At 72.1% G+C, this 22,821-nt stretch carries 23 protein-coding genes; 14 read left to right on the forward strand and 9 right to left on the reverse strand.

The features are described from left to right. On the reverse strand, nucleotides 1-96 hold a 96-nt coding region (locus tag VG276_21660; protein ID HEV8651929.1), incomplete at its 3' end, for a cytochrome c biogenesis protein CcdA. 85 nt (nucleotides 97-181) lie between these two features. Next, the gene (locus VG276_21665) at nucleotides 182-790 is read right to left on the reverse strand and encodes a TlpA disulfide reductase family protein (protein HEV8651930.1); all 609 of its coding nucleotides are present in this window, start codon (nucleotides 788-790) and stop codon (nucleotides 182-184) included. Nucleotides 791-1,116: 326 nt separating this feature from the next. Between VG276_21665 and VG276_21670 the strand changes: the two genes are divergently transcribed. The 7 genes from VG276_21670 to VG276_21700 all read left to right on the forward strand — a co-directional run bounded on the left by VG276_21670 (nucleotide 1,117) and on the right by VG276_21700 (nucleotide 5,737). Next, entirely contained in the window at nucleotides 1,117-1,458 is a 342-nt protein-coding gene (locus VG276_21670) for a hypothetical protein (GenBank protein ID HEV8651931.1), read from the forward strand. A 12-nt stretch (nucleotides 1,459-1,470) separates the two neighbouring features. Then, nucleotides 1,471-1,824, forward strand: coding sequence for a 4Fe-4S binding protein (locus VG276_21675; protein ID HEV8651932.1), 354 nt, complete (start codon nucleotides 1,471-1,473; stop codon nucleotides 1,822-1,824). Between the two features lie 82 nt (nucleotides 1,825-1,906). Next, entirely contained in the window at nucleotides 1,907-2,683 is a 777-nt protein-coding gene (gene extP, locus VG276_21680) for a selenite/tellurite reduction operon b-type cytochrome ExtP (GenBank protein HEV8651933.1), read from the forward strand. Between the two features lie 13 nt (nucleotides 2,684-2,696). Continuing rightward, nucleotides 2,697-3,614 (forward strand): menaquinol-cytochrome c reductase cytochrome b subunit, encoded by a 918-nt coding sequence (locus tag VG276_21685; protein HEV8651934.1) that lies wholly within the window; start codon nucleotides 2,697-2,699, stop codon nucleotides 3,612-3,614. Nucleotides 3,615-3,644: 30 nt separating this feature from the next. After that, complete coding sequence (locus VG276_21690) at nucleotides 3,645-4,274, forward strand: Rieske 2Fe-2S domain-containing protein (GenBank protein ID HEV8651935.1); 630 nt, start codon at nucleotides 3,645-3,647, stop codon at nucleotides 4,272-4,274. Further along, nucleotides 4,271-4,966, forward strand: coding sequence for a cytochrome c (locus VG276_21695; GenBank protein HEV8651936.1), 696 nt, complete (start codon nucleotides 4,271-4,273; stop codon nucleotides 4,964-4,966). The genes VG276_21690 and VG276_21695 overlap by 4 nt, the downstream gene beginning before the upstream one ends. Before the next feature lie 24 nt (nucleotides 4,967-4,990). Next, nucleotides 4,991-5,737 carry a hypothetical protein gene (locus VG276_21700; GenBank protein ID HEV8651937.1) on the forward strand — a complete coding sequence of 249 codons (747 nt, stop codon included), beginning with the start codon at nucleotides 4,991-4,993 and terminating at the stop codon, nucleotides 5,735-5,737. Between the two features lie 234 nt (nucleotides 5,738-5,971). Here the strand turns inward: VG276_21700 and VG276_21705 are convergent, their stop codons facing one another. Further along, nucleotides 5,972-7,234, reverse strand: coding sequence for an acyl-CoA dehydrogenase family protein (locus VG276_21705; protein HEV8651938.1), 1,263 nt, complete (start codon nucleotides 7,232-7,234; stop codon nucleotides 5,972-5,974). Between the two features lie 122 nt (nucleotides 7,235-7,356). On the opposite strand from VG276_21705, the gene VG276_21710 reads away from it, so the two are divergent. Beyond that, the gene (locus tag VG276_21710) at nucleotides 7,357-7,980 is read left to right on the forward strand and encodes a TetR/AcrR family transcriptional regulator (GenBank protein ID HEV8651939.1); all 624 of its coding nucleotides are present in this window, start codon (nucleotides 7,357-7,359) and stop codon (nucleotides 7,978-7,980) included. 6 nt (nucleotides 7,981-7,986) lie between these two features. Here VG276_21710 and VG276_21715 read toward each other — a convergent pair whose 3' ends face one another. The 6 genes from VG276_21715 to VG276_21740 form a co-directional block, all read right to left on the reverse strand. Next, nucleotides 7,987-9,417, reverse strand: a complete 1,431-nt coding sequence (locus VG276_21715; GenBank protein HEV8651940.1) for a gamma-aminobutyraldehyde dehydrogenase — start codon at nucleotides 9,415-9,417, stop codon at nucleotides 7,987-7,989. A 53-nt stretch (nucleotides 9,418-9,470) separates the two neighbouring features. After that, nucleotides 9,471-10,325, reverse strand: coding sequence for an ABC transporter permease (locus tag VG276_21720; GenBank protein ID HEV8651941.1), 855 nt, complete (start codon nucleotides 10,323-10,325; stop codon nucleotides 9,471-9,473). A 52-nt stretch (nucleotides 10,326-10,377) separates the two neighbouring features. Then, complete coding sequence (locus tag VG276_21725; GenBank protein ID HEV8651942.1) at nucleotides 10,378-11,250, reverse strand: ABC transporter permease; 873 nt, start codon at nucleotides 11,248-11,250, stop codon at nucleotides 10,378-10,380. Nucleotides 11,251-11,280: 30 nt separating this feature from the next. Continuing rightward, nucleotides 11,281-12,570, reverse strand: coding sequence for a spermidine/putrescine ABC transporter substrate-binding protein (locus VG276_21730; GenBank protein HEV8651943.1), 1,290 nt, complete (start codon nucleotides 12,568-12,570; stop codon nucleotides 11,281-11,283). A 34-nt stretch (nucleotides 12,571-12,604) separates the two neighbouring features. Then, a complete protein-coding gene (locus tag VG276_21735; protein HEV8651944.1) occupies nucleotides 12,605-13,765 on the reverse strand; it encodes an ABC transporter ATP-binding protein in 1,161 nt (386 codons plus the stop codon). 264 nt (nucleotides 13,766-14,029) lie between these two features. After that, on the reverse strand, nucleotides 14,030-15,661 hold the full coding sequence (locus tag VG276_21740; GenBank protein HEV8651945.1) for a PucR family transcriptional regulator ligand-binding domain-containing protein: 1,632 nt from the start codon (nucleotides 15,659-15,661) through the stop codon (nucleotides 14,030-14,032). A 204-nt stretch (nucleotides 15,662-15,865) separates the two neighbouring features. On the opposite strand from VG276_21740, the gene VG276_21745 reads away from it, so the two are divergent. The 6 genes from VG276_21745 (at nucleotide 15,866) to VG276_21770 (ending at nucleotide 22,644) form a co-directional block, all read left to right on the forward strand. Beyond that, nucleotides 15,866-17,110 carry a saccharopine dehydrogenase NADP-binding domain-containing protein gene (locus VG276_21745; protein HEV8651946.1) on the forward strand — a complete coding sequence of 415 codons (1,245 nt, stop codon included), beginning with the start codon at nucleotides 15,866-15,868 and terminating at the stop codon, nucleotides 17,108-17,110. 68 nt (nucleotides 17,111-17,178) lie between these two features. Next, nucleotides 17,179-18,528, forward strand: coding sequence for a 4-aminobutyrate--2-oxoglutarate transaminase (gene gabT / locus VG276_21750; GenBank protein HEV8651947.1), 1,350 nt, complete (start codon nucleotides 17,179-17,181; stop codon nucleotides 18,526-18,528). Nucleotides 18,529-18,887: 359 nt separating this feature from the next. Then, complete coding sequence (gene lepB / locus VG276_21755) at nucleotides 18,888-19,574, forward strand: signal peptidase I (GenBank protein HEV8651948.1); 687 nt, start codon at nucleotides 18,888-18,890, stop codon at nucleotides 19,572-19,574. A 240-nt stretch (nucleotides 19,575-19,814) separates the two neighbouring features. Continuing rightward, the gene (locus VG276_21760) at nucleotides 19,815-20,735 is read left to right on the forward strand and encodes an IS1595 family transposase (protein ID HEV8651949.1); all 921 of its coding nucleotides are present in this window, start codon (nucleotides 19,815-19,817) and stop codon (nucleotides 20,733-20,735) included. A 133-nt stretch (nucleotides 20,736-20,868) separates the two neighbouring features. Then, nucleotides 20,869-22,110 (forward strand): hypothetical protein, encoded by a 1,242-nt coding sequence (locus VG276_21765; GenBank protein HEV8651950.1) that lies wholly within the window; start codon nucleotides 20,869-20,871, stop codon nucleotides 22,108-22,110. Nucleotides 22,111-22,116: 6 nt separating this feature from the next. Further along, entirely contained in the window at nucleotides 22,117-22,644 is a 528-nt protein-coding gene (locus VG276_21770) for a hypothetical protein (GenBank protein ID HEV8651951.1), read from the forward strand. Nucleotides 22,645-22,821 lie beyond the last annotated feature (177 nt).

The raw sequence follows: 22,821 nt of genomic DNA on the forward strand, positions 1-22,821 counted from the left end.
GGACACGCCCGACATGTAGGAGAGGTAGCCGGGCACGAGCGGGAGCACGCAGGGCGAGGCGAACGAGACGAACCCGGCCGCGGCCGCCACCAGCATGGCAAGGAACAGGTTGCCACCGGCGACGATCTCCTGGGCCCGCTCGGCCACGCTCACCTGATCATCACGTCACCTGGTCGACTCATCACGTCACCTGGTCCACGACGTCGCCGAGGAGCTGGGCCTGGATCGCGGGGGCGACCGGGCCGCCGCCCAGCACGCCGAAGATGCGCGCCGCGATCCGGCCCTGGGCGTCGACTACGAGCGTGTAGGGCGGCCCTTCGCCGCCGTCGCCCCGGAGGAGCTGGGGCAGCCGGGACGGCTGGTCGTACAGGGAGGGGTAGGAGACGCCGAACTCCTCGAGGTAGGCGGCGGCCGGGGCGCGCTGGTCGCGGATGTTGACCCCGACGAACCTGACCCCCCTGGCCGCGAGCTGGCGGCTGGCCTGCTCCAGGCCGGCCTGCTCGGCCCGGCACGGGCCGCACCAGGAGGCCCAGAAGTTCAGCACGGCCACCTGCCCGCGCAGGCTGGCCAGGTCGAAGGTCCCCCCCGTCACCGTCTGGCCCGCAAACGCGGGCAGGGGCCGGCGCTGGCCGGCCGGCACGACGACCACGTTGGCGGCCACCTGCCTGACCTGGCCCGGGGTGCGCTCGGGGCCGAGCCCCGTGCCCCCCCCTCCGACCATGGCCACGAGCGCGGCCAGGGCGAGCACGCCGAGCACGCCCATCCCGGCGATGACGGTGCGGCGCGACATTGGCGGTTCCTCGTGCTGGTCGAAGTGCTGGTCGAACGGGTCGCATCGAGTCTATCGGCGGCGAGGCGGAAGGATGAGGGTGGCACCTCCCAGCCAAGTGCACTCGTGCGACCGGTCACGTGAACTCGTGAAGGGGTGAACGAGCCCTGATATCGCCTGTGACCTGCACGGCTGTGCGTTGGCGGTGCACCGGACGGGTGCTACGATGCGCCCGAAGCGGGAGACCGCTCGAAGACCGGTGTCCCGCAGGGCAGGTCGGCGGGGCGCGGTGTCTGTCCCGCACGCGCATGGCGTGCCCATCACGAGGACCGCTGGAGGTCGCAAGGGTGTCGCTGGTTCGACCGAAGGACGAGGGCGGGCGCTGGGTGTCGCTCACGCTGGTGACGATGGCCCTGTGGCTTGCGCTGTTCGTCACCATGGCCGTCATCCCGTCGTGGTTCCTGTACTTCGCCGACGGGGTGCTGAAGTGGACCTACACCTTCCGCCTCCCCCTCGGCTTCCGCACGCTCACCCTGCCCATGCAGGCGGTCCGCGACGTCGTCGTGGTCGGCTGGTACGGGGTGGTGCTCACCGCCGGCGGCCTCGCCGTGCGCGCCTACAACAGGCGCAGCCCCAAGGTGCTGCCCACCGGCGAGGAGAAGCGGGAGGCGACCGGTGGCTACAAGTGAGGGGATCGGAGGATGAACCCCAACAAGCCGAGCATGCACGACGACTACACGCTGACCACGGTCGACCCGAACTGGCTGCAGGACCGGATCAAGCCACGCCGCCACATCGCCCTCTCGCCCGAGCTGTGCATCCTCTGCCGCGCCTGCGAGGACGTCTGCCCGTGGGACTGCATCTACATGCTGGCCCCGGACATCGTGAAGGACGGCCAGGGCCAGGAGGTCACCACCCTGGCCCAGTCGTCGCACGCACTGTTCGTCATCGACGACAACGAGTGCGTGCGCTGCGGCATCTGCATCGACCGCTGCCCGACCGGCGCCCTGTGGTACGCCAGGGTCGGCGAGGGCAAGGCGGCGGCGAAGGGATAGGGACCAGGCAGCAACGAAAAACAGGACGTGCCCACGCCGGTTGGGCTCGCGGGCCGTCGACCTCGAGGAGACGCACGTGGCGCTGAAGCGGCCGCCGAAGCCCCCCAGCCCGGGGGAGTTGTGGAAGCAGACCCGCGAGTCGCAGGTCTGGAAGTCGATCTTCCGGCCGGGCTCCATCTACCGGGCCGGCTACCGGGACACCTCCCGGGACCGGGCCCTGGCGATGATGAACAACGTGCTGTACCACCTGCACCCGGTGAAGGTGAAGCGGCACGGGCTGAAGCTTACCTACACCTTCTGCCTCGGCGGGCTCTCCTTCTTCCTGTTCATCCTGCTGACGATCACCGGCATCTTCCTGATGTTCTTCTACCGGCCGTCGGCCGGGCTGGGACAGGAGCTCGCCTACAACGACATGCAGGCCCTGTCCGCCTCGGTGAACTTCGGCCAGCTGATGCGGAACGTGCACCGCTACGCGGCCCACCTCATGGTGTTCACCGTGTTCCTGCACATGGCCCGCGTCTTCTACCACGGCGCCTACAAGCCGCCGCGGGAGTTCAACTGGGTCGTGGGCGTGGTGCTGCTGCTGCTCACCCTGCTGCTGTCGTTCACCGGCTACCTGCTGCCCTGGGACCAGCTCGCGATCTGGGCGGTGGCGGTCGGCACCTCGATGATGGGCTACACCCCGGTGATCGGGGACCAGGTTCGCTTCGTCCTGCTCGGCGCGGTGGAGATCGGGCCGGCAACCCTCATCCGCTGGTACGTGCTGCACGTCCTGGCGCTGCCTTTCGTGGCCGTCATCTTCATGGCGGTCCACTTCTGGCGGATCCGCAAGGACGGCGGCATCTCGGGCCCGCTGTAGGAGAGGTAGATCGATGGCAGAGGAAATCGCGCCGGACCAGGAAACCTACGACCGCCTGATCGCGGCCGGCGAGTCCGAGCGCACCGCCCGGGCCAAGGCCAAGTCGGTCGCCGTGCGCCGGGCCCGCGGGCCCAACCGCGGCGTGGCCGCGGCCACGCCCGCCGCCCCGGCAGCGGAGCCGGCCGCCGCCGCGCAGCCAGCCGCCGTGGCCACCGCGCCGGCGTCCCAGGCCTCAGCACCTGCGGCGGCGCCCGCCGCCCGCCCGGCGGCCCCGGCCCGGCCCGCGCCGGGCGGCAACGGCGGCAACGGCCGGCGGCTCACCCCTGAGGAGCGCGCGGCCCGGGTGGCCGCCGCGGTGGCTACCAAGGGCCTGCCCGGCCAGGCCGGCGCCGCGGCCAAGCAGGGGGAGACCCACCGCCTGCTCGCCATGGTCCCGCCCGAGGGCATCCAGCGGGTCGAGTCCCGCCAGGAGGACAAGGTCAACGTCTGGCCGCACCTGCTGATCCGGGAGGCGGTGGCGGCCTTCGCCTGCTTCGCCTTCCTCACCGTGTTCTCGATATTCGTGAACGCGCCTCTGCGGGAGCTGGCTAACTCCAACCTGACCCCGAACCCGTCCAAGGCGCCGTGGTACTTCCTCGGCCTGCAGGAGCTGCTGCGCTACTTCCACCCCATGGTGGCGGGCGTGACCATCCCAGGCATCGCCCTGACGGTCCTGGCCGCGACGCCCTACTTCGACAAGAACCCGTCCATGCGGCCCGAGAACCGCAAGCTGGCGGTCCTCATGTTCACGATGTTCCTGATGTTCTGGGCCACCCTGGTCATGGCCGGTTCGTTCTTCCGCGGCCCGAGCTTCGAGTGGGTGTGGCCGTGGATGAACAACTGCTCCTCGGTGGTCCATCCGGACCCATCCTGCATCTTCTTCGAGTTCTAGCCACCACGACGAAGCAAAGGATCCGCATCGATGGCGACCACCTCGGGGGTCCCGCCGGCCATCCCCCGGCCAGCGCCCAAGAAGCCCAAGGTCAGCCGGCGCTCCTTCCTGCGCAACGCCTGGCTCGCCTCCCTGGGGGCCAGCCTGGCCGGGTTCGGGGCCGGGACCGTCTACTTCCTGTGGCCGAACCTCAGCGAGGGCTTCGGGACGAAGATCAAGGCCGGCAACAAGACCAAGATCGACGCCGACATCAAGGCCAACGACGGCTACGCCTACATCCCTGAGGGCCGCTTCTACCTCGTCCCCTACGACGACGCGGTGGACCGGGAGGGCGTGTACAAGGGCGTCGCCGGCGGCGGCTACATGGCGCTGTACCAGCGCTGCGTGCACCTCGGCTGCCGCGTCCCCTGGTGCGCCACGGCCCAGTGGTGGGAGTGCCCCTGCCACGGCTCCAAGTACAACCAGGCCGGCGAGTACAAGGAGGGCCCCGCCCCCCGCGGCCTCGACCGCTTCGCCATCACCGTCCAGGGCGACCAGGTGGTGGTCGACACCTCCAAGATCGTCACCGGCCCGGCCCGGGGCACCAACACCACCGGGCAGGAGCTCCAGGGCCCGCACTGCGTCGGCGGCGGCGGCGGAGGGGGCGGGGAGAAGGCATGAGCAAGGGCACCGTCCTCTTCTTCGTGGTCGCGGCCGGGCTCGTCGTCCTGACCGTCCTGATCATCGCCCTGACCGGCGCCCGCCAGAAGGCGCGGGCGGTGGGCGGCGCCCCGCCCTCGCGCCGGCCCGGCCCGACCGACGAGGCCCTCGAGGGCCGCGTGCTCGAGGGCTACCAGCTGGCCGGCGTCGCCCTGACCGCGCTGCTCGCCATCCTGCTGCCCTTCCTCTACGTGCGGGAGCCGGCCAGGATGCGGGCGGCCGGCGCCAAGCAGGAGAAGGAGTCGGTCGTGCTCGGCCGGCAGTCCTACGAGGAGTTCTGCGCCCGCTGCCACGGCCTGAACGCCGAGGGCGGCGTGGTCAAGCGCTACGTCACCCCCGGGGTCAAGAACGCCAAGCCGGACGACTACCCCGCTCCGAACCTGCACGAGATCTACCAGCGCCACCCCGACCAGCAGGTGGCCGACGTGGCCTGGGCGACGATCCAGAAGGGCCGGCCGCCGACGCCGATGCCGACCTGGGGCGTCCGCTACGGCGGGCCCATGAACGACCAGCAGATCGTCAACCTGGTCAACTACCTGCTCTCGATCCAGAGCGACAACAAGCCGCGCCAGCAGCTCCGGTTCAAGGCCCAGGGCACCGCCACGCAGCAGGTGGCGGTCGCCCTGAGCCAGTACCGGCGCGGAGCCCGCTAGGCCAAAGGAGGAGGCGTCCCGTCCGTGAAGGGTCTACTGCTCTTCGCCACCGGCTTCATCTGCCTGGCCGGCTCGGTGTACATGCTGCTCGCGGCGAACTTCGGCGCGCTCAAGGGGTATCTGATCGCCGCTGTCGCCTTCTTCGGCTTCCTGGTCATGCTCTCGGCGACCTGGACGTTCGGCCTGCCCGGGACCAAGCCGCTCACCGGGCCGAAGGGCACCGCGGCCTCGCTCAAGGAGTTCGCCAGGCAGGACCCGGTGGCCTCCAGGTTCCCCAAGGTCGACGACTTCCAGGGCGCCGCCGGCAACGGCTGGTCCGAGGCGCCGGTCGCGCCGGAGGGCGGCGGCAAGCTGTCGGCAGCAGACGAGGAGCTCAAGGCCGACCTGGACACGGCCAGGCAGGCCGCGGTCGCGAAGCTCATCAGCCAGCGGAACAAGAACGTGAAGGACTCGAGCAAGGAGCTCGACGTCACCAACCTGGACGCCAAGTCCTACTACACCACCGACGACGGCACCACCGTGGCCGCCATCGTGATCTCGCCGAAGGCGCCGCCGGCCGGCTCCGGCCTCGTCCGCCCCAACTTCGCCCCGGTCACCGTCTTCGCCTACAAGGACAGAGGCGCCCCGCTCCTGCCCAGCTACCTCTTCCTGGCCGGCGTGCTCGTGCTGTTCGCGGTGCACCTGCTGCTGCTCGCCCGGGCCGAGCGGCGCCGCCCGCTCGGCACCGTCCTCATGCCCGGCCAGGAGGCGCGCACACCGACTCGGGTCTGAATTGCCGCGGTCCTCTGTCGATGTGGGGGGAGCTCGCTCCCCCCACGGCCCCCCAAGAGCGCCTGCGCCAGCTTCCTGGGGGAGCCGCGGTCTGGCAGGTACACGCTCCCCCCACGGCCCCCCAAGAGCGCCGGTGCCATCGTGCTGGGGGAGCCGCGGTCTGGCAGGTACACGCTCCCCCCACGGCCCCCCAACAGCGCCTGCGCCAGCTTCCGGCCGGTCGGCGGGTCCAGGTCAGGCCAGGCCGCCGTTGGCGCGGGAGATGACCAGGCGCTGGATCTCGCTGGTGCCCTCAAAGAGGGAGTAGATCTTGGAGTCGCGGTGCCACTTCTCGACCGGGAAGTCGCGGATGTAGCCGTAGCCGCCCAGCACCTGGATCGCCTCGTCGGTGACCCGCACCGCGACCTCCCCTGCCTTGAGCTTCGACATCGAGCCCTCGGCGTGGGCGAACGGCGCGCCGTTGCGGGCCATCCAGGACGCCCGCCAGACCAGCAGGCGGGCCGCGTCGATCTCGGTGGCCATGTCGGCCAGCTTGAACGCGATCGCCTGCTGGGCGGCGATCGGCTTGCCGAACTGGGTCCGCTCGCGCGCGTAGTCGCGGGCGAACTCGAACGCGGCCCGCGCGATGCCGACGGCCTGCGCCGCGACGATGGGCCGGGTCGCCTCGAAGGTCTTGAGCGCACCCGAGCTGGTCCTGCGCTGGTCCTTGTTGCGGGCCTCGCGCGCTTCAGGCGATTGGGCCTCGCGCGCCTCAGGCGAACGGGCCTCAGGCGAGCGGGCCGCCCCGAGCTTGGCGTTCAGCCGCTCCTCGCCTCCGAGCAGGCAGTCGGCGGGCAGCCGGCAGTCCTCGAGCAGCACCTCGGCGGTGTGCGAGGCCCGGATCCCCAGCTTCCTCTCCTTCTTGCCCTGGCGAAGGCCGGGGGTGCCCGGCGGGACCAGGAAGCTTGCCTGCCCGCGGTGGCCGAGCGACGGGTCGACGGTGGCCACCACGACGTGCACGTCGGCGATGCCGCCGTTGGTGATGAACACCTTCTGCCCGTTCAGCACCCAGTCGCCGCCGTCCCTGACCGCGCGGGTGCGCAGGCTGGACACGTCCGAGCCGGCCCCCGGCTCGGTGACCGCGAACGCGGCCACCTTGGGGTCGTCGGGGGTGCCGAACATGCGGGGCGCCCAGGTGGCGACCTGGTCGGGCGTGCCCGAGGCCATCAGGGCGACCAGCGGCAGGCCGGAGCCGAAGATGGCCAGCGAGATGCCGGCGCAGCCCCAGCAGAGCTCCTCGACGATCAGCGGCTGGAGGATGCCGGAGTCGTCCTCGCCGATCATCTGGTAGAAGTCCATGCCGTACAGCCCGACCTGGGCCGCCTTCTTCACCACCGGCCAGGGGAAGTCCTCGGTCTCGTCGTACCCGGGGGCGACCGGGCGGATCTCCTTCTCGGCGAACTCGCGGGCCCACTTCTGGGCGGCGACTTGGTCTTCTGCCAGCTCGAAGCCGATCATTGCACTCGTCCTTTCCAGCCGCACCGCTCCAGCCGCACCGCACGAGCCTGGTTACTGCTGAGTAACCTACTCATGGGTAGCATGCGCTGCTGAACGACCGAACGCAAGGGAGAGTGCTCCGGGTGAACACCACGGCAGGGGGGGTCCGCCTACCCGCGGCCGAGCGTCGCGCCCAGCTCCTCGCGGTGGCCTGCCGCCTGTTCGCGCGGGACGGCTACCGGGGCGCGTCGATGGAGGCCATCGCCGAGGCCGCCGGCGTCACCAAGCCCGTGGTGTACCAGCACTTCCCTTCCAAGCACGCCCTCTGCACCGACCTGCTCGGCAGCGAGCTGGCCAGGCTCGAGGGCGCGTTCACCGAGGCGCTCGGCCGGGCCGGCGACAACGCCGAGCGGCTGCGCCAGGGGTTCGGCGCCTACCTCCGGTTCGTCGACGTCCACGAGGACGCCTTCCGGGTCCTGTTCACCGAGGCGCTCGGCCTGGACGCCTCGTTCCAGCGCCGCGTGTCCCGCTTCCGGGAGTGGGTGGCCGGCCGCATCGCCGCGATCATCCGGGCCGAGGCGGGCCTGCCCGACACCAGGGCGATGGCGCTCGCGGTCGCCATCGTCGGAATGGCCGAGGGCGCGGCGACCTGGTGGCTGACCGAGGCCCGCCCCCTGTCCGCCGACGAGCTGGCCGACGAGCTGGCCGGCCTGGCCTGGAAGGGCTTCGCCCGCTTCCCGGGCCCTGCCGGCGAGGGGCCGGCCTGACCGGTCCTACCCCTCGATGTTCGACATGACGTGCTTGATGCGGGTGTAGTCCTCGAGGCCGTACATCGACAGGTCCTTGCCGTACCCGGAGTGCTTGAAGCCGCCGTGGGGCATCTCCGCCACCAGCGGGATGTGGGTGTTGATCCACACGCAGCCGAAGTCGAGCCCACGGGCCATGCGCATGGCCCGGCCGTGGTCGCGCGTCCACACGCTCGAGGCCAGGCCGTACTCGACCCCGTTGGCCCAGGCCAGCGCCTTCTCCTCGTCGTCGAAGCGCTGCACGGTGATGACCGGGCCGAAGACCTCCTGCTGGATCATCTCGTCGGACTGCTCGAGCCCGCTGACCACGGTCGGCTCGTGGAAGAACCCGCCCCGGTCGGTGATGGCGTTGCCGCCCGCGACCACCTCGGCGTGGCCCGGGGCGCGCTCCAGGAAGCCCCGCACCCGGGCGAGCTGGTTGGCGTTGTTCAGCGGGCCGTAGAGGACGTCCTCGTCGTCGGGCGCGCCCGTCCTGGTCTCCTTGGCCTGCTCGACCAGGGCGGACAGGAAGTCGTCGTGGATCCCGGGCCCGGCGAGCACCCGGGTCGCGGCGGTGCAGTCCTGGCCGGCGTTGAAGTATCCGGCGACCGCGATCGCCTCGGCCGCCGCGGCCACGTCGGCGTCGTCGAACACGATCACCGGCGCCTTGCCGCCGAGCTCGAGGTGCACCCGCTTGAGGTCGTCGGCGGCCGCGCGGGCGACCTCCTTGCCGGCCCGGACGCTGCCGGTGATGCTCACCATCGCCGGGATCTTGTGGCTGACCAGGGCGGCGCCGGTCTCGCGGTCCCCGGTGACGACGTTGAGCACCCCGGGGGGCAGGAACTCGCCGAGCAGCTCGGCCATCCACACGGTGGTCACCGGGGTGGTGTCGGACGGCTTGAGCACGACCGCGTTGCCGGCCGCGATCGCGGGCGCCCACTTCCACACCGCCATCATCATCGGGTAGTTCCAGGGCGTGACCTGGGCGCAGACCCCCACCGGCTCGCGCCGGACCATCGAGGTGTGGCCGGCCATGTACTCGCCGGCCGAGCGGCCCTCCAGCACGCGGGCCGCGCCGGCGAAGAACCGGATCTGGTCCAGCATGGGCGGGAGCTCCTCGTCCATGGTGAGCTGGAACGGCTTGCCGGTGTTCTCGCACTCGAGCCGGACCAGCTCCTCGCCGCGCGCCTCCATGGCGTCGGCGATCTTCAGCAGGGCGCGGCTGCGCTCGGCCGGGGTGGCGTCGCGCCACGTCTCGAACCCGCGCACGGCCGCCTGGCAGGCGGCCTCCACGTCGGCGGCGCCCGACACCGGCGCCTCGGCGAAGCCCTCCCCGGTGGAGGGGTTGACGAGCGTGGCGGTGCGGCCGTCGGCCGCGTCCCGGTACGCACCGTCGATGAAGTTCTGCAGCCTGCGCATCCCGTGCTCCTTCGTGAGCGGCCCGAGGTCACACCCTCGCCTTGGTCAGTCTGCTACAGCTTGCGGCGGCGCAGGGCAACGGCGTTGGCCACCGCGAGCCCCACGCCGGTCAGGAACAGGAAGGTCCCCAGCACGTTGACCTGGGGCGGCACGCCCTGGCGGGTGGCGCCGTAGACCCAGATCGGGAAGGTCTCGGTCTGGCCGTTGATGAAGCTCGTGATGATGTAGTCGTCGATCGACAGGGCGAAGGCGAGCAGGGCCCCGGCCATGATCCCGGGGAAGATGAGCGGCAGGGTCACCTTGCGGAACGTCGTCCAGGGGTCGGCGCCGAGGTCCTGGGCGGCCTCCTCGAGCGAGACGTCGAACCCGGCCATCCGGGCCCGGACGGTGACGGCCACGAACGGCACGCTGAACATGATGTGGGCGAGCAGGATGGTGAGGAGCCCGCGGGGCACCTGCAGGGTGATGAACAGGCTGAGCAGGGCCGTGCCGAGCACCAGCTCGGGACATGAGATGGCCGCGAAGATGAGCAGGTCGACCCCGCCCTGGCCCCGGAACCGGTAGCGGCCGAGGGCGAGGCCGAGCATCGTGCCCAGCGTGGTGGCCACGGCCGTGGTGAGCACGGCGACCAGCAGCGTGTTCCTGAACGCGGCCGAGAGCGCCGGGTTGGCGAACACGTCGCGGTACCAGTGGAAGGTGAACCCCTGCCAGGTCAGGTTCAGCCTGCTCTTGGTGTCGTTGAACCCGAACGCGATCATCACCATGATCGGCAGGACCAGGTAGAGGATGACCAGCCAGGTGTAGACGGGCAGGATCCGCCCGGGCCAGCGCCGCGCCCGGCGGGCGGCCCGGGGCGGCACCGCGCTGCCGTTCGCCTCCGGGCGCGCCGCCTCCCCCACCACGCTCATCGGCGCTCCCCTGGCCGGCGACCCGCTTCCGGTCCGCCTGCGCCCGCCCTGGTCACGCGGCGCTCACCTCCAGGACCTCCTCGGTCCCGAGCGCCCTTGCGTAGGCGAACACCCCGATGAGCAGGGCGGCCATCAGGGTGAAGGAGAGCGCCGAGGCGAGCGGGTAGTCGAGGTTGGTGAGGTACTCGGTCTGGATCACGTTGCCGATCATGGTGGTCCCCGGCCCGCCGAGGATGGTCGCGTTCACGAAGTCGGCGGCGGCGGGCACGAAGGTGAGCAGGACGCCGGCGAACACGCCGGGCAGCGACAGGGGCAGGGTCACCCGCAGGAAGCCCTGGGCCCTGCTCGCGTACAGGTCGCTCGCGGCCTCCACCAGGCTGGGGTCGATGCGCTCGAGCGACACGTACAGCGGCAGCACCATGAACGGCAGGAAGTTGTAGGTGAGCCCGCCGATCACCGCCGCGGACGTGGCCAGCAGGTGGAAGTCCTCGGGCAGCAGGCCGAGCGACTTGAGCGGCGCGAGCACGATCCCCTGGTCGGACAGGATGAACTGCCAGGACACGGTGCGGATGACGAACGACACGAAGAACGGCAGCAGGATCAGGAGCAGGTAGCTCGACTTGCGGCTGCCGCCGTGGAACGCGATCCAGTACGCCGTCGGGTAGGCGATCACCAGGGCGAGCACGGTCACGGTCGCGCTGTAGGTCACCGAGCGGACCAGCTGGGTGTGGTAGAGGCCGATCGCCTCGGTGTAGGTGGAGACCCGCCAGGTGAGCCGGAACCCCTCCTCGACGCTGCCGCTCTGCAGCGACAGCGACAGCATGACCGCGGTGGGGATCAGGAAGAAGGCCGCGAGCCAGAGCCCGCCCGGCAGGACCAGCAGGTACGGGGCGAGGGTCCGGCCCACCCTCGGTCGGGCGCTCACGGGGCGCTCAGGACTGCGCTCACGGGGCGCTCAGGACTGGAAGATGGGCTGGAAGAGGCGGTTCCAGGTCTTCTCCTCCTCGGGCGTGAGTTCGCGGTAGCTGTGGGTGTTGGCCAGGTCGCTCTCCTTGGGGAAGACGAACGGGCTCTTGGCCGCGTCCTCGAGGGAGGCCTTGTCCTCGCCGCTGGCCTTGGCCGCCTCGGCCTCGATCGCCTGCTTGGCGGCCGGCACCGGGGTGACATAGGTGATGTACGCGGCCAGCGCGCCCGCGACCTCCGGCCGGTACACGTAGTCCATGTAGGTGATCGCGTCCAGCGGGTGCTGGGCCTTGACCGGGATGCACATGTTGTCGGTCCACAGCATCGCGCCCTCCTTGGGCACGATGAACTTCAGCTCCTCCCGGCCCTTCTCGGCGTTGAGCTGGAACACGTCCCCCGAGTAGGCCATCGAGACCCACACGTCCCCGCTCGCCAGCGCCTGGGCCTCACCCGAGTTGTCGAAGTACTTGCGCACCAGGCCCTTGTCGCGCTGCTCGGTGAGCTTGGCCGCGGCCCGCTTCCAGTCGGCCTCGGTCGACTTGGCCGGGTCGATGCCCAGCCCGGCCAGGGTGAGGTTGGGCGCGTCGTTGACGTCGCCGAACATGCCGATCTTGCCCTTGAACTTCGGGTCGAACAGGTCCTCGAAGCTGGTGAGCTCCCGCTTGGTGAACTTCGGGTTGTAGGCGATCCCGGTCATGCCGCCCTGCCAGGGGATGGTGTACTTGTTGCCAGGGTCGTAGTCGCGCTCCTTGAACGCCGCCCCGGCGTTCTTGCTGAAGTTGGGCAGCTTCGACTGGTCGAGCTCGATCAGGAACTTCTGGCGCAGCAGCCTGGACAGCGGGGGGCCGTTGGTGATGACGATCAGGTCCCAGCCGGTGTCCTGCCCGGCCCGCAGCGACGGCAGGATCTTGCCGAGGAAGGTGTCGTTGGACTCGATGACCTCCTTGTAGTTCACCTTGATGCCGGTCTCCTTGGTGAACTGGTCGAGGGTGGGGTGGGTCTCCTTGCCGCCCACCTTCTCCACGTCCATGTACAGCGGCCAGTTGGCGAAGTTGAGCAGGCCGGCCTTCTTCTGGCTGTCCCAGAAGCCCGGGGTGGGAGCCTTGTTCTCGTTCTCCTGGTTGGTGCCGGAGACGCCGCAGGCGGCCAGCAGGGCCGACACACCGGCCACGCCGGCGCCGGCGCCAGCCGCCCTGAGCATCGCCCGGCGGGTGAGGCGGGGCTGGGTCAGCCCGCGGAGCAGCGCGGCGTCGATCCGGGGGGGGCGCTTGTCCTGGTCCACTGCGAGTTCCTCTCTCCCGTCGGCGTTTCTCTTGTCAGCGTTCGAGCACGTAGGAGTGGTCAGGCGGCCACGACAGCCACACCTCCTGGGCCTGGGTGACCTCGGCGCCCGGCAGGGCGGCCAGGTTCTGGCGGTACACGGCCATCTCGGCGCCGCCCGCCGTCACCACCCGGTAGCTGGTCGACGTCCCCAGGTAGACCACGTCGGTGACGGTGCCGCGCAGCGCGCAGTGGCCCGGCGGGGGCGGCTCCGAAGCCGGTGTGAGCACCGTCTTCTCGGGCCGGACGGCGACGTCGACCTGCTCGCCGGCGTAGACCTGCTCCCCCGCGGGGACCAGCACCCGCTCGTCCGGGCCGAGGCCGGTCAGGGCGAAGCCGTCCCCGTCCGCGTCGACCCGCCCGGTGACGATGTTGGAGGTGCCCAGGAAGTTGGCCACGAACCGGGTCGCCGGCCGCTCGTACATGGCGCGCGGCGTGCCGAGCTGCTCGATCCGCCCGGCGTCCATGACCACGAGGCGGTCCGACATGGTCAGGGCCTCCTCCTGGTCGTGGGTGACGTACACGAAGGTGATGCCGACCTCCCGCTGGATCCGTTTCAGCTCGAGCTGCATGGCCTTGCGCAGCTTGAGGTCGAGCGCGCCCAGCGGCTCGTCGAGCAGCAGCGCCCGCGGATTGTTGACCAGCGCCCTGGCCAGCGCCACCCGCTGCTGCTGGCCGCCAGAGAGCTGGCGCGGCTTCCTGCCCTCCTTGCCGGTCAGCTCGACCAGCTCGAGCATCTCGGTCACCCGGCGGCTGATCTCTCCCTTGGCCACCTTCTTGCGGCGCAGGCCGAACGCCACGTTCTCGAACACGTCCATGTGGGGGAAGAGGGCGTACTGCTGGAAGACCATGTTGACGTCGCGCCGGTAGGGCGGGACCCCGACGACGTCCCGCCCGTGGAGCAGGATGCGGCCGCTGGTCGGCTCCTCGAACCCGGCGATCATGCGCAGGGTGGTCGTCTTGCCGCAGCCCGACGGGCCGAGCAGGGAGAAGAACTCGCCCTCGGCGATGGCGAGGTCGACCTGCTCGACGGCCCGGACGCCCCCGCTGGCGGCGGGGAACTGCTTGACGACCCCCTGGAGCTCGATCGCTGGCAGCTCGGCGTCCGGCCCGGCCGCGCCCCGCTCGGCGCCCGTCCCCACCTTCGCCTCCACCATCGGCCCTCGTCTCCACGGTTGTCGGGCGTCCACCGCCCCGGTCCCGGCGGGGGCTCCAGGGAGGGCGCGCGAGCCGGGTGATCCCCGCAAGATACGACCGAACCAGCCGCCCGGCACGTTACCACCACCGGCGGGTTCGTCTATGTACGAACCGGCGCCGGACGGGGGTCGACTTCTCCGGATCGGCACACGCAGGTGCAGAAACGGTGCGCTCAGCCCCGGAGGGCCCGCAATCCCTTCGAAACCGGCTACCTGACCGGCCCGCTATGCGGGGCCGCGCCGGCCGGCCAGGACCTGCTCGGCCTGCAGGGCGAGCCAGAACTCGACCCGCTCGGCGGCCGAGTCGAGGTCACGCCCGGTCAGCTGGGCGACCCGGCGGATGCGGTAACGCAGGGTGTGGCGGTGCACGCCGAGGGCCCGGGCGGCCGACTCCCAGTTGCCGTTGTGCTCGAGGAACGTGCGCAGGCTGGTCACCAGGTCACCGTGCTGGCGCTCGTCGTAGGCGCGGATCGAGGCGAGCAGGCCGCGCGAGAAGGCCTCCAGGGCGGCGTCCTCCTGGAGGGCGAGCAGCAGTCGGTGGCTGCCGAGGTTGTCGACGCTGGCCACCGGGACGTCGGCGCCGACCGTGGCCGCCGCCTCCAGCGCGAAGCGTGCCTCCTGGTAGGCACGGCGGAGGGCCCGGGGCTGGGACTCGGGCGCACCCAAGCCGAAGCGGGCGGCCAACCCCCGGGCCTGGACGCCATCGGAGACGGCCTGCGCGGCCGCCCTGGCCTCCGCCAGGTCTCCGGACTCGAACAGGGCAACCACGGTGGCGTCGGTGACGCTGCAGACGTAGGGCGCCGGACGGCGTGACAGCCGGTCCTCCACCAGCCGGCGCAGGACCTCGCGCTGCGCCTCGGGGTCGGGGTCCGGGTCGACCGGCCGGCCGACCAGCACGGCCACGGCCGGCGACCCGCCCAGGCCGAGGAAGCGCAGCCGCCGCCTGGTCTCCTCGCCCGAGAGCTCCCCCTCGAGCAGGGCGTCGAGGAAGTCGCCGACCAGCCGGCGCTCGGTGCGGGCGACCGCCTGGGTCTTGGCCAAGTCCAGCGCGATCGCGGTGGCCAGGTGGTGGGAGACCACCTGGTGGAAGGGCTCGTGCCGCTCCCTGCGGGCCATGACCAGGAAGGCGCTGGGCGAGCCCCCGACCAGGATGGGCAGCAGCGAGCGGCAGCCGTCGCGGCCGGACAGGGTGACCGAGAACTCGTTGCCCTCGGGCCGCAGGGCCTGGATCTCGGCCCAGACGGCCCTGGGGTCGATGAGCCGCGCGGCGTCCGGGGAGCCGGCCAGCACCTCGCCGTGGAGGTCGTACAGCAGGGTCGTGGTCCCGGTCATGCGGGCGTAGGCGCCGAGCAGGGCGTCCAGCCCGGCCTCCTCGACGAGCAGCCGGGACAGGGTCTGCTGCACCGTGCCGGCCCGCTGCAGCAGCAGGTACTGCTCGTTGATGAGCCGCGAGAACAGCGCCTCGGTGATGGCGATGAACGGCACCTCGAACGGCACCTCGAACAGCGGGAAGCCGGCCGCCTCGGCCGCCTCGGCGACCGCGGCGGGGGTGGACCCGAAGGCGAAGCCGAGGCCCAGGCCAAGGCCGGCCAGGTTGGCTTTGGCGAGACGCTCGACGAAGCGGGCCTGGGTCCGCGGACCGCCCTTGAGGCCGAAGCCGGTGGTGAGCAGGACCTCCCCGCCGCGGAGGAACGGCGTCGGGTCGTCCAGCTCCGACACGTGGGCCCAGCGGATCGGGCGGCCGACCCCGCTGGACCCGGCGACCAGGCGCAGCGACAGCTCGTCGATGGCGAGCAGGTCGGCGACGGTCGTGGGCACGGTGCCTCCCGGGGCGACCGGGGTGAGGGTGCGGGTCACCAGGCACAACTGTACACAGCGCGAGCCTGTCTGCCAGCCTCGGATCGCCGGTTCGTACAAACCAGACGGCGGAGGCTTGGACGGCCGGGCCCTTCCTCGGCCGGGCCCATGCTGTCAACCTGCTCGCCGGAGCCGCTCTCTGCTGCACCGGGGCTGCGCGGGCGGGGGCGGCCGGGACCGTGGTGGCACTCGTCGAGGAGCAGGATGCGCGCGCTCGTGCTCGGCGGCGCCGGCGCCATGGGGCGCTGGACGATCCGCGACCTGACCGAGTCCGACGGCGTGGACGAGGTAGTCGTGGCCGACCTGGACGGCCTGCGGGCCCGGGAGGCGGCCGGCTGGGCGGCGGCCTACTCTGGCTCCAACGGCACCGCCCGCGTCCAGGGCATGACCCTGTCGGCTGGCGACCCGGAGGCCCTGCGCCGCGCCTTCGAGCAGGTCGACGTCGTCGCCAACTGCGCCTGGCACGCCACCAACGTCCCTGTCATGCAGGCGTGCGCCGACACCGGCACGCACTACGTCGACCTCGGCGGGTTGTTCCACACCACCCGCAGGCAGCTCGGCCTGCACGACCGTTTCGTGGCCGCGGGGGTCACCGCGGTCCCCGGCATGGGCGCGAGCCCCGGCACCACCAACGTGATGGCCGCGCTGGCCGCGCGGGAGCTGGCCACCGTGGAGGCGGTCGAGGTCCGGCTCGGCATCGCCGACTTCACCAAGTCGACCGCGCCCCTGCCGCTCCCGTACGCGGTCCACACCCTGCTCGACGAGTTCTCGGTGCCCGCCATGGTCTTCCGGGGCGGTCGCTGGGCCGCGGTGCCGGCCATGAGCGAGCAGGAGGAGCTGGACTTCCCGGCCCCGGTGGGTCGGGTCCGGGTCGGCCACACCCTGCACTCCGAGGTCGCCACCCTGCCGCTGCACTTCGCCGAGCGGGACGTGCAGACGGTCTCGTTCAAGGTCGGCTTCCCGCCCGACTTCATGGACCGCATGGCCCTGCTCACCGGGCTCGGCCTGGCCGGCACGGACCCGGTCGACCTGCCCAGCGGCAAGGTCATCCCGCGGGAGCTGCTGGTCCACCAGATCTCGGCGACCCTGGACCGCCAGGGAACCGAGGTGCAGGCCGACGACGCCGAGGCGATCTGGGTGCGGGTGCGTGGGCGACGGGCCGGGCCGGGGGACCCGGCCCTCGCCCCGCCCTCCCAGACCGCCACCGGCACCGCCGAGGTGCTGGCCGAGTGCCTGGTCCGGCCCCACCCGACCTGGCAGGCGGGTTCCGGGCAGCTCGACACCGGGGTGCCGCCGAGCATCGTGGCGCAGTTCCTGGCCCACAAGGTCATCGACAAGCCGGGCGTGTACGCGCCCGAGGACGTGGTGCCACCCGGGCCCTACTTCTCCGAGCTGGCCCGCCGCTTCATGGAGGTCTCGCTCGTCACCCGGACGAAGGTGACCGGCTGACCGCCGGCGGCCGCGGGCCCGGCCCCTCGAGGACCCCGGCAGGCTCGACGAGAGGAGCGAACGTGACCATGCCCCAGGAGCGCAAGCTCGTCGGCGCCGTGCCCGGCCCGGCCAGCCAGGCGCTGCAGGAGCGCAGGCGCAGGGCGGTGGCCCGGGGCGTCGGCACGATGACCCCGGTGTACGCCGCCGCCGCCCACGGCGCCGTCATCGAGGACGTCGACGGCAACCGCTTCATCGACTTCACCGGCGGGCTGGGCGTCCTCAACGTCGGCCACACCCCGCCGAGCGTCGTCGCCGCGATCAAGGCCCAGGTGGACAGCTACCTGCACACCTGCCAGCACGCGCTGATGAGCGAGCCGTACGTGGCGGTGGCCGAGGCGCTGAACCGACTTGCCCCGGGCGACTACGACAAGCGGACCTTCCTGGTGAACTCGGGTGCGGAGGCGACCGAGAACGTGGTCAAGATCGCCAGGGCCGCCACCGGTCGCCAGGGCGTGGTCGTGTTCGACAACGCCTTCCACGGGCGCACGCTGCTGGCGCTGGCGATGACCGGGAAGGTGGACCCCTACAAGCAGGGCTACCACCCGTTCCCGAGCGAGGTCTACCGGGTCCCCTATGCGTACTGCTACCGCTGCCCCTTCCATCTCGCCTACCCGTCGTGCGGGATCGCCTGCGCCGACTACGTCGAGGAGGAGATCAAGGTCCACATCGGCGCCCAGAACGTGGCCGCGGTGCTGGTGGAGCCGGTCCAGGGCGAGGGCGGGTTCATCGCCCCGCCGCCCGGATGGCTCGAGCGCATCGCCGGGATCTGCCGTGACCTCGACATCCCGTTCGTGGCCGACGAGGTCCAGTCCGGCTTCGGCCGCACCGGCACCCTCTACGCGGTCGAGCAGACCCCGGGCGTCGTCCCCGACTTCACCCTGTCGGCCAAGTCCATCGCGGCCGGCCTGCCGCTGGCCGCCGTCACCGGCAGGCAGGAGCTGATGGACGCCCCCGGACCTGGCGGCCTCGGCGGCACCTACGGCGGCAACCCCCTGGCCTGCACGGCCGCCCTGGCCACCATCGAGCTGTTCGAGCACGGCGACCTGCTCGAACGGTCCAGACGGATGGGCGAGATCCTCGGCCGCCGCCTGGGCGAGATGGGCGAGCGCCACCGCCTCGTCGGGGAGGTGCGCGGGCTCGGGGCCATGATGGGGCTCGAGCTGGTCACCGACCGGGACACCAAGGAGCCGGCCAAGGCCGCAACGAGCCAGGTCCTGGCCGAGGCGGCCCGGAACGGCGTGCTCACCCTCAAGGCCGGGATCCACGACAACGTGGTCCGCATCCTCGCCCCGCTGGTGATGGAGGAGGGGTTGCTCAACGAGGGGCTGGACGTGCTGGACGCAGCCATCGCCTCGGCCGAGCGCGGGAACCCGTAGGCGCGGCGTGGGGCGGCCGGTCGGACCCCGTTCGCTGCGACTGCTCTGCTCGGAGTGGGGGACGGGGTCCGACCGGCCGATTCGTCTCTCCTTGCCGCGCCGGCTCTTGCTCGGTTGGCCCCTCGGCGGACCGCAAGGCCTGGTGGTACCCGTACGGTCCGGGCGGGTGCCAGGGCTGAGGCTGGGCCCCAGGCCAGGCGGCACCCTGGACTCCCCCATTGTCGGCGGGATGCGCGACAATGGCTCCCCGGTCGGCGCACGGCCCCCCCGTGACGAAGGTCGGTCCCCCGCACGCCCGAGCGCGCCGACGGCCGGAAGACGCGCAGGCGGCTCGGACACCCCCGTCGGGACGAAAGGGAGTGGAGGAACTGCACCACACGCCGACCAGAGCGACCCGGGTGGAGCGGTACGGGAGCCGGCACCCCCGGGCCTCCAGCCGGCACCCCCGGCACGCGCGCGGGCACCAGGGCCAGTGGGGCGAGCTGCCGCTGCTCGTGCTCACCGCCATCGTGCTCGCGGTGCTGGTCAAAGGGTTCCTGGTGCAGGCCTTCTTCATCCCGTCCCGGTCGATGGCGCCGACCCTCGAAGTCGGCGACCGGGTGGTCGTGAACCGCCTCTCCTACCGGCTCGGCGCACCCGAGCACGGGGAGGTGGTGGTGTTCCTGCGGCCGACCTTCGCGCGCCACCGGGCCGACTCGGGCGCCCTCTCGTGGATGCGGCGGGCGGTGGCCCAGGGTTTCGGCGGCACCCCGCCGGGCAGCGAGGACCTGATCAAGCGGGTGGTGGGGCTCCCGGGCGACGTGGTGGAGGGCCGCGACGGCCGGCTGTGGCGCAACGGCGGCCCGGTCGAAGAGCCCTACCTGCCCCCCCGCACGTTCACCGACGACTTCGGTCCGGTCCGGATCGCGCCCGACCATTACTGGATGATGGGCGACAACCGCCAGGACTCCTCCGACTCCCGGGTCTTCGGCCAGGTCCCCCGCTCCGCCCTGGTCGGCCGGGCCGTCGTGCGGGTCTGGCCGGCGGACCGGCTCGGCCCCCTGTAGCCTGGCAGGACCGGCGGACCGCCCACCGAGGTCCCGATGGCAGCGCCAAGCGACCCCCCGGGAAGCGAACGCGCAGTGGCAGCGCCTACCGGCCCTCCGAGGAGCGAACGCGCAGTGGCAGCGCCCACCGGTCCCCCAGGCAGCCAACGCCCAGTGGCAGGGCCCACCGGCCCCCCAGGGAGCGAAGGCCCAGCGGGGGCGGCCTCTGGACCTCCGGAGGCTGAGCGCCAGCGGGCCGCGATGCCCGAGCCCGGCCGGGACTACCCCCGCACCTGGGCAGAGTTCTGCGAGCTGTTCCCTGACGACGACGCCTGCGCGCGCTACCTGGAACGGCTGAGCTGGCCGGACGGGTTCGTCTGCCCGGCGTGCGGCGCGGTCGCCAGGCAGCCGTGGCGTGGCTCGCGCCGCCGGCTCGTCTGCCCGTCCTGCCAGCACCAGACGACGGTCACGTCCGGCACCCTGTTCCAGGGCACCCGCACGCCGCTGTCGTGCTGGTTCACGGCGGCCTGGATGATCGCCACCGCCGAGCAGGGTGTCTCAGCTGCCGACCTGCAGCGCCGCCTCGGTCTGGCCAGCTACGAGACCGCCTGGATGCTGCTGCACCGCTACCGGCGCGCCATGGTCCGCTCGGGCCGGCCCCGGCTCTCCGGCGTGGTCGAGGTCGGCGAGACCCCGGTCGGGCGGCGCAGCGTGGTCGCGCTGGCGGTCGAGGACCGCGGCGACGAGCCGGGGAGGGTGCGAATGCAGCAGGTGGCAGGCGGGACGGCCGGCCTGGCCGCGTTCGTTGCCTGGGCGGTGGAGCCCGGCGCCGTGGTCCGCACGGCCGACTCCGGGCTCGTCGGCGTCCTGCGTGAGCGGGGCTACACGGCCCAGCCGCGCGGCCGGGCCGAGCGGCGGTCCCTGGCCTTCGTCGACCTGGTTTCCCGCCTGCTCAGACGGTGGCTTGCCGGGACCCACCAGGGCGCGGCGTCACCGGCCCAGCTGGACTGGTACCTGGACGAGTTCACCTTCCGGTTCAACCGGCGCTCGGCCACCCACCGCGGCCTGCTGTTCTACCGGCTCATCGAGGAGGCGGTGGTTACGCCGCCGCTTCCCTACGGCGCGATCGCCGGCGCACGTTCGGAACGCATCGGACAGGCCGGACTGGAGCCAAGGGGATAGCGATATAGCGGCGCGGCGAAGGGCGAAAACCCAGCTTGACGTGGACGCCCAATAGGCAGAACATATGTTTTGTTCGAACGTATGTTCGAGCGCAGCTCGACGCAACGCGCGCTGTTCACGTGAAGGGGAAGCCGTGAGCATCACCGCCCAGAAGCACCGCGACCGCTCGCGGGACGCGTCCATCCGGACCGTCCCGCTGGCTGCTGACCGCGGGGTCGCCGGGCAGTTCCGCGTCGTGCTGGTCCGTTACATGGTCGCCGCGGCGGTGCTGCTGGCCGTGGTGATCGTCATCCACCCGAGCCGCGACGCCGGCTCCGCGCCTGGCGGCGCACCATGGAGCTACCAGCACGAGCTCGTCGACATCGCCGGCGGGGGCGTGCTGAACTCCTGGGCGCGGGCGGCGGTCCGGGCCACCGGGTGGCTCGCCCGTTCGTCCATCGAGCGGCAGCGCGACGTCTACCGCTTCAACCTGTTCGACTTCCTTGTCGGCGGGCGCACGGCGGACGGCGTGGGCGGCTGGCGCGAGGGTCACCGCCCGCTGCTCGAGGGCGGCACCCAGCTGGTCCTGCTCGCGCTGCTGGGCTACGGGATCCTCAGGCGGCCCTCGGCCCGCACCTGGCTGCTGGCCATCATGCTCGTGCTGGGCGCCACGCTGCTGGTGACCAAGCCGCAGGGGGCCATGCGGCTCGCCGCCAAGCCGGGTGTGGGCATCCCGAACGTCATGCTCGGGGCAGTCGCACAGGTGGCGCCGAACGGTGAGACCAGGGGGGCGCGCAGCGCCGACGAGGCCCACCAGCGGCTCGCCACCCGCTACTGGACCTCGTTCGTGGCCCAGCCGCTGTCGCGCCTCCAGACGGGCACGTCGGTGCTTGCCGAGGCAGACCCGTCGAGCAAGGGTGGCGTGCTCGGCGTCCTGCGCCGCAACGTCAGCGGCGTGAACGACTGGGCGATCGGCAGGCGCGGCCCGGAGCGGGCGTTCATCGCCACGTCGGCCCTCGGCTACGTGCTGCCGTTCGCCGTCGCCCTGGGCGTGCTGGCGATGCTGGCGACCTGCGCCCAGACCCTGCTGTTCCTGCTCTGCCTGGCCGCGCCGTTCGCCGTCCCGCTGACGGTTGACGGCCCGCGCCGGCGCGGTGCCGTGATCCGATGGTGGCTCCTTCCCCTTCTTGCCTCCGCGCTCGTGCTGGCCTTCGCGTCCCTGGCCTCCCTGGCCGTGATGCGGGTGGCCAACGCCCTGCATTCCTCCGACGAGTACGTCGGGATGCTGCTCGCGGGATCCACGTGGCCGCTGCTGTTCGCCGTGCTCAGCCGCTGGTGGATCGTTCGTCGCCGCAGGTTGCGCAAGGCGGCGTACGTCAATGCAACTGGGGAGTGATCCAAGATGAACGCGCACGCAACCGCAGTTCGGCGTGCCCGTCCCGGCGTCGCCGGGCTGGCCCCGGGCGCCGGGGAGCCGCTCGGGCCTGGCATCCGCGCCGCGGCCCAGCTCCTGCTCGTCCCGGTCCGGGTGCTGGCCAGCCCGCTGGGCCGCCGGCTCACCGCCGTGGCCGTGCTGATGGTCGTGCTCGGGTCGATCGTCAGCTCGCTGTACGACAACGCCGACGCGCCCGGGGCCAGGAGCCTGCCGGCTGCCAGGTCCGGTGCGGCCACGGTGGAGCGCACGTCGGCCCTGCACAAGGCGACCAGCGGGGCCGTGGCCCGGCAGGTCGGGCGGCGGCCCGAGGAGGTCGCCGCCGACTGGTTCGCCCGCACCCAGCACGTCGCTCGTGACAGGGTGGAGGCCCTGCAGCAGCAGCGGGTCGGCGCCAGCGAGGCACGGGTCCTCGTGATGGCCGACGCAGGCGCGGGCAGGATGCCCACCGCCTACGTGACTGTGAAGCTGGGCAAGTCCGGCTGGGCGGTGGCCTGACGCGGTGAGGCGTGCCAGGCTCAAGGGCGGCGCCGCCGTCGCCGCGCTGCTTGTGTTGGCGGTGTTGGCTGGTTCGGCGTCGCCGGGGTTCTCCCTGGCCGCGGTCCCCCGAGCGCTCGGCAGGGGCGCCAGCGCCGTGCTGCGCGCCACCACCCAACCCCCCACCCCCAGCCCCCC

The organism is Actinomycetes bacterium, from assembly GCA_036000965.1.
GTDB lineage: Bacteria > Actinomycetota > CALGFH01 > CALGFH01 > CALGFH01 > DASYUT01.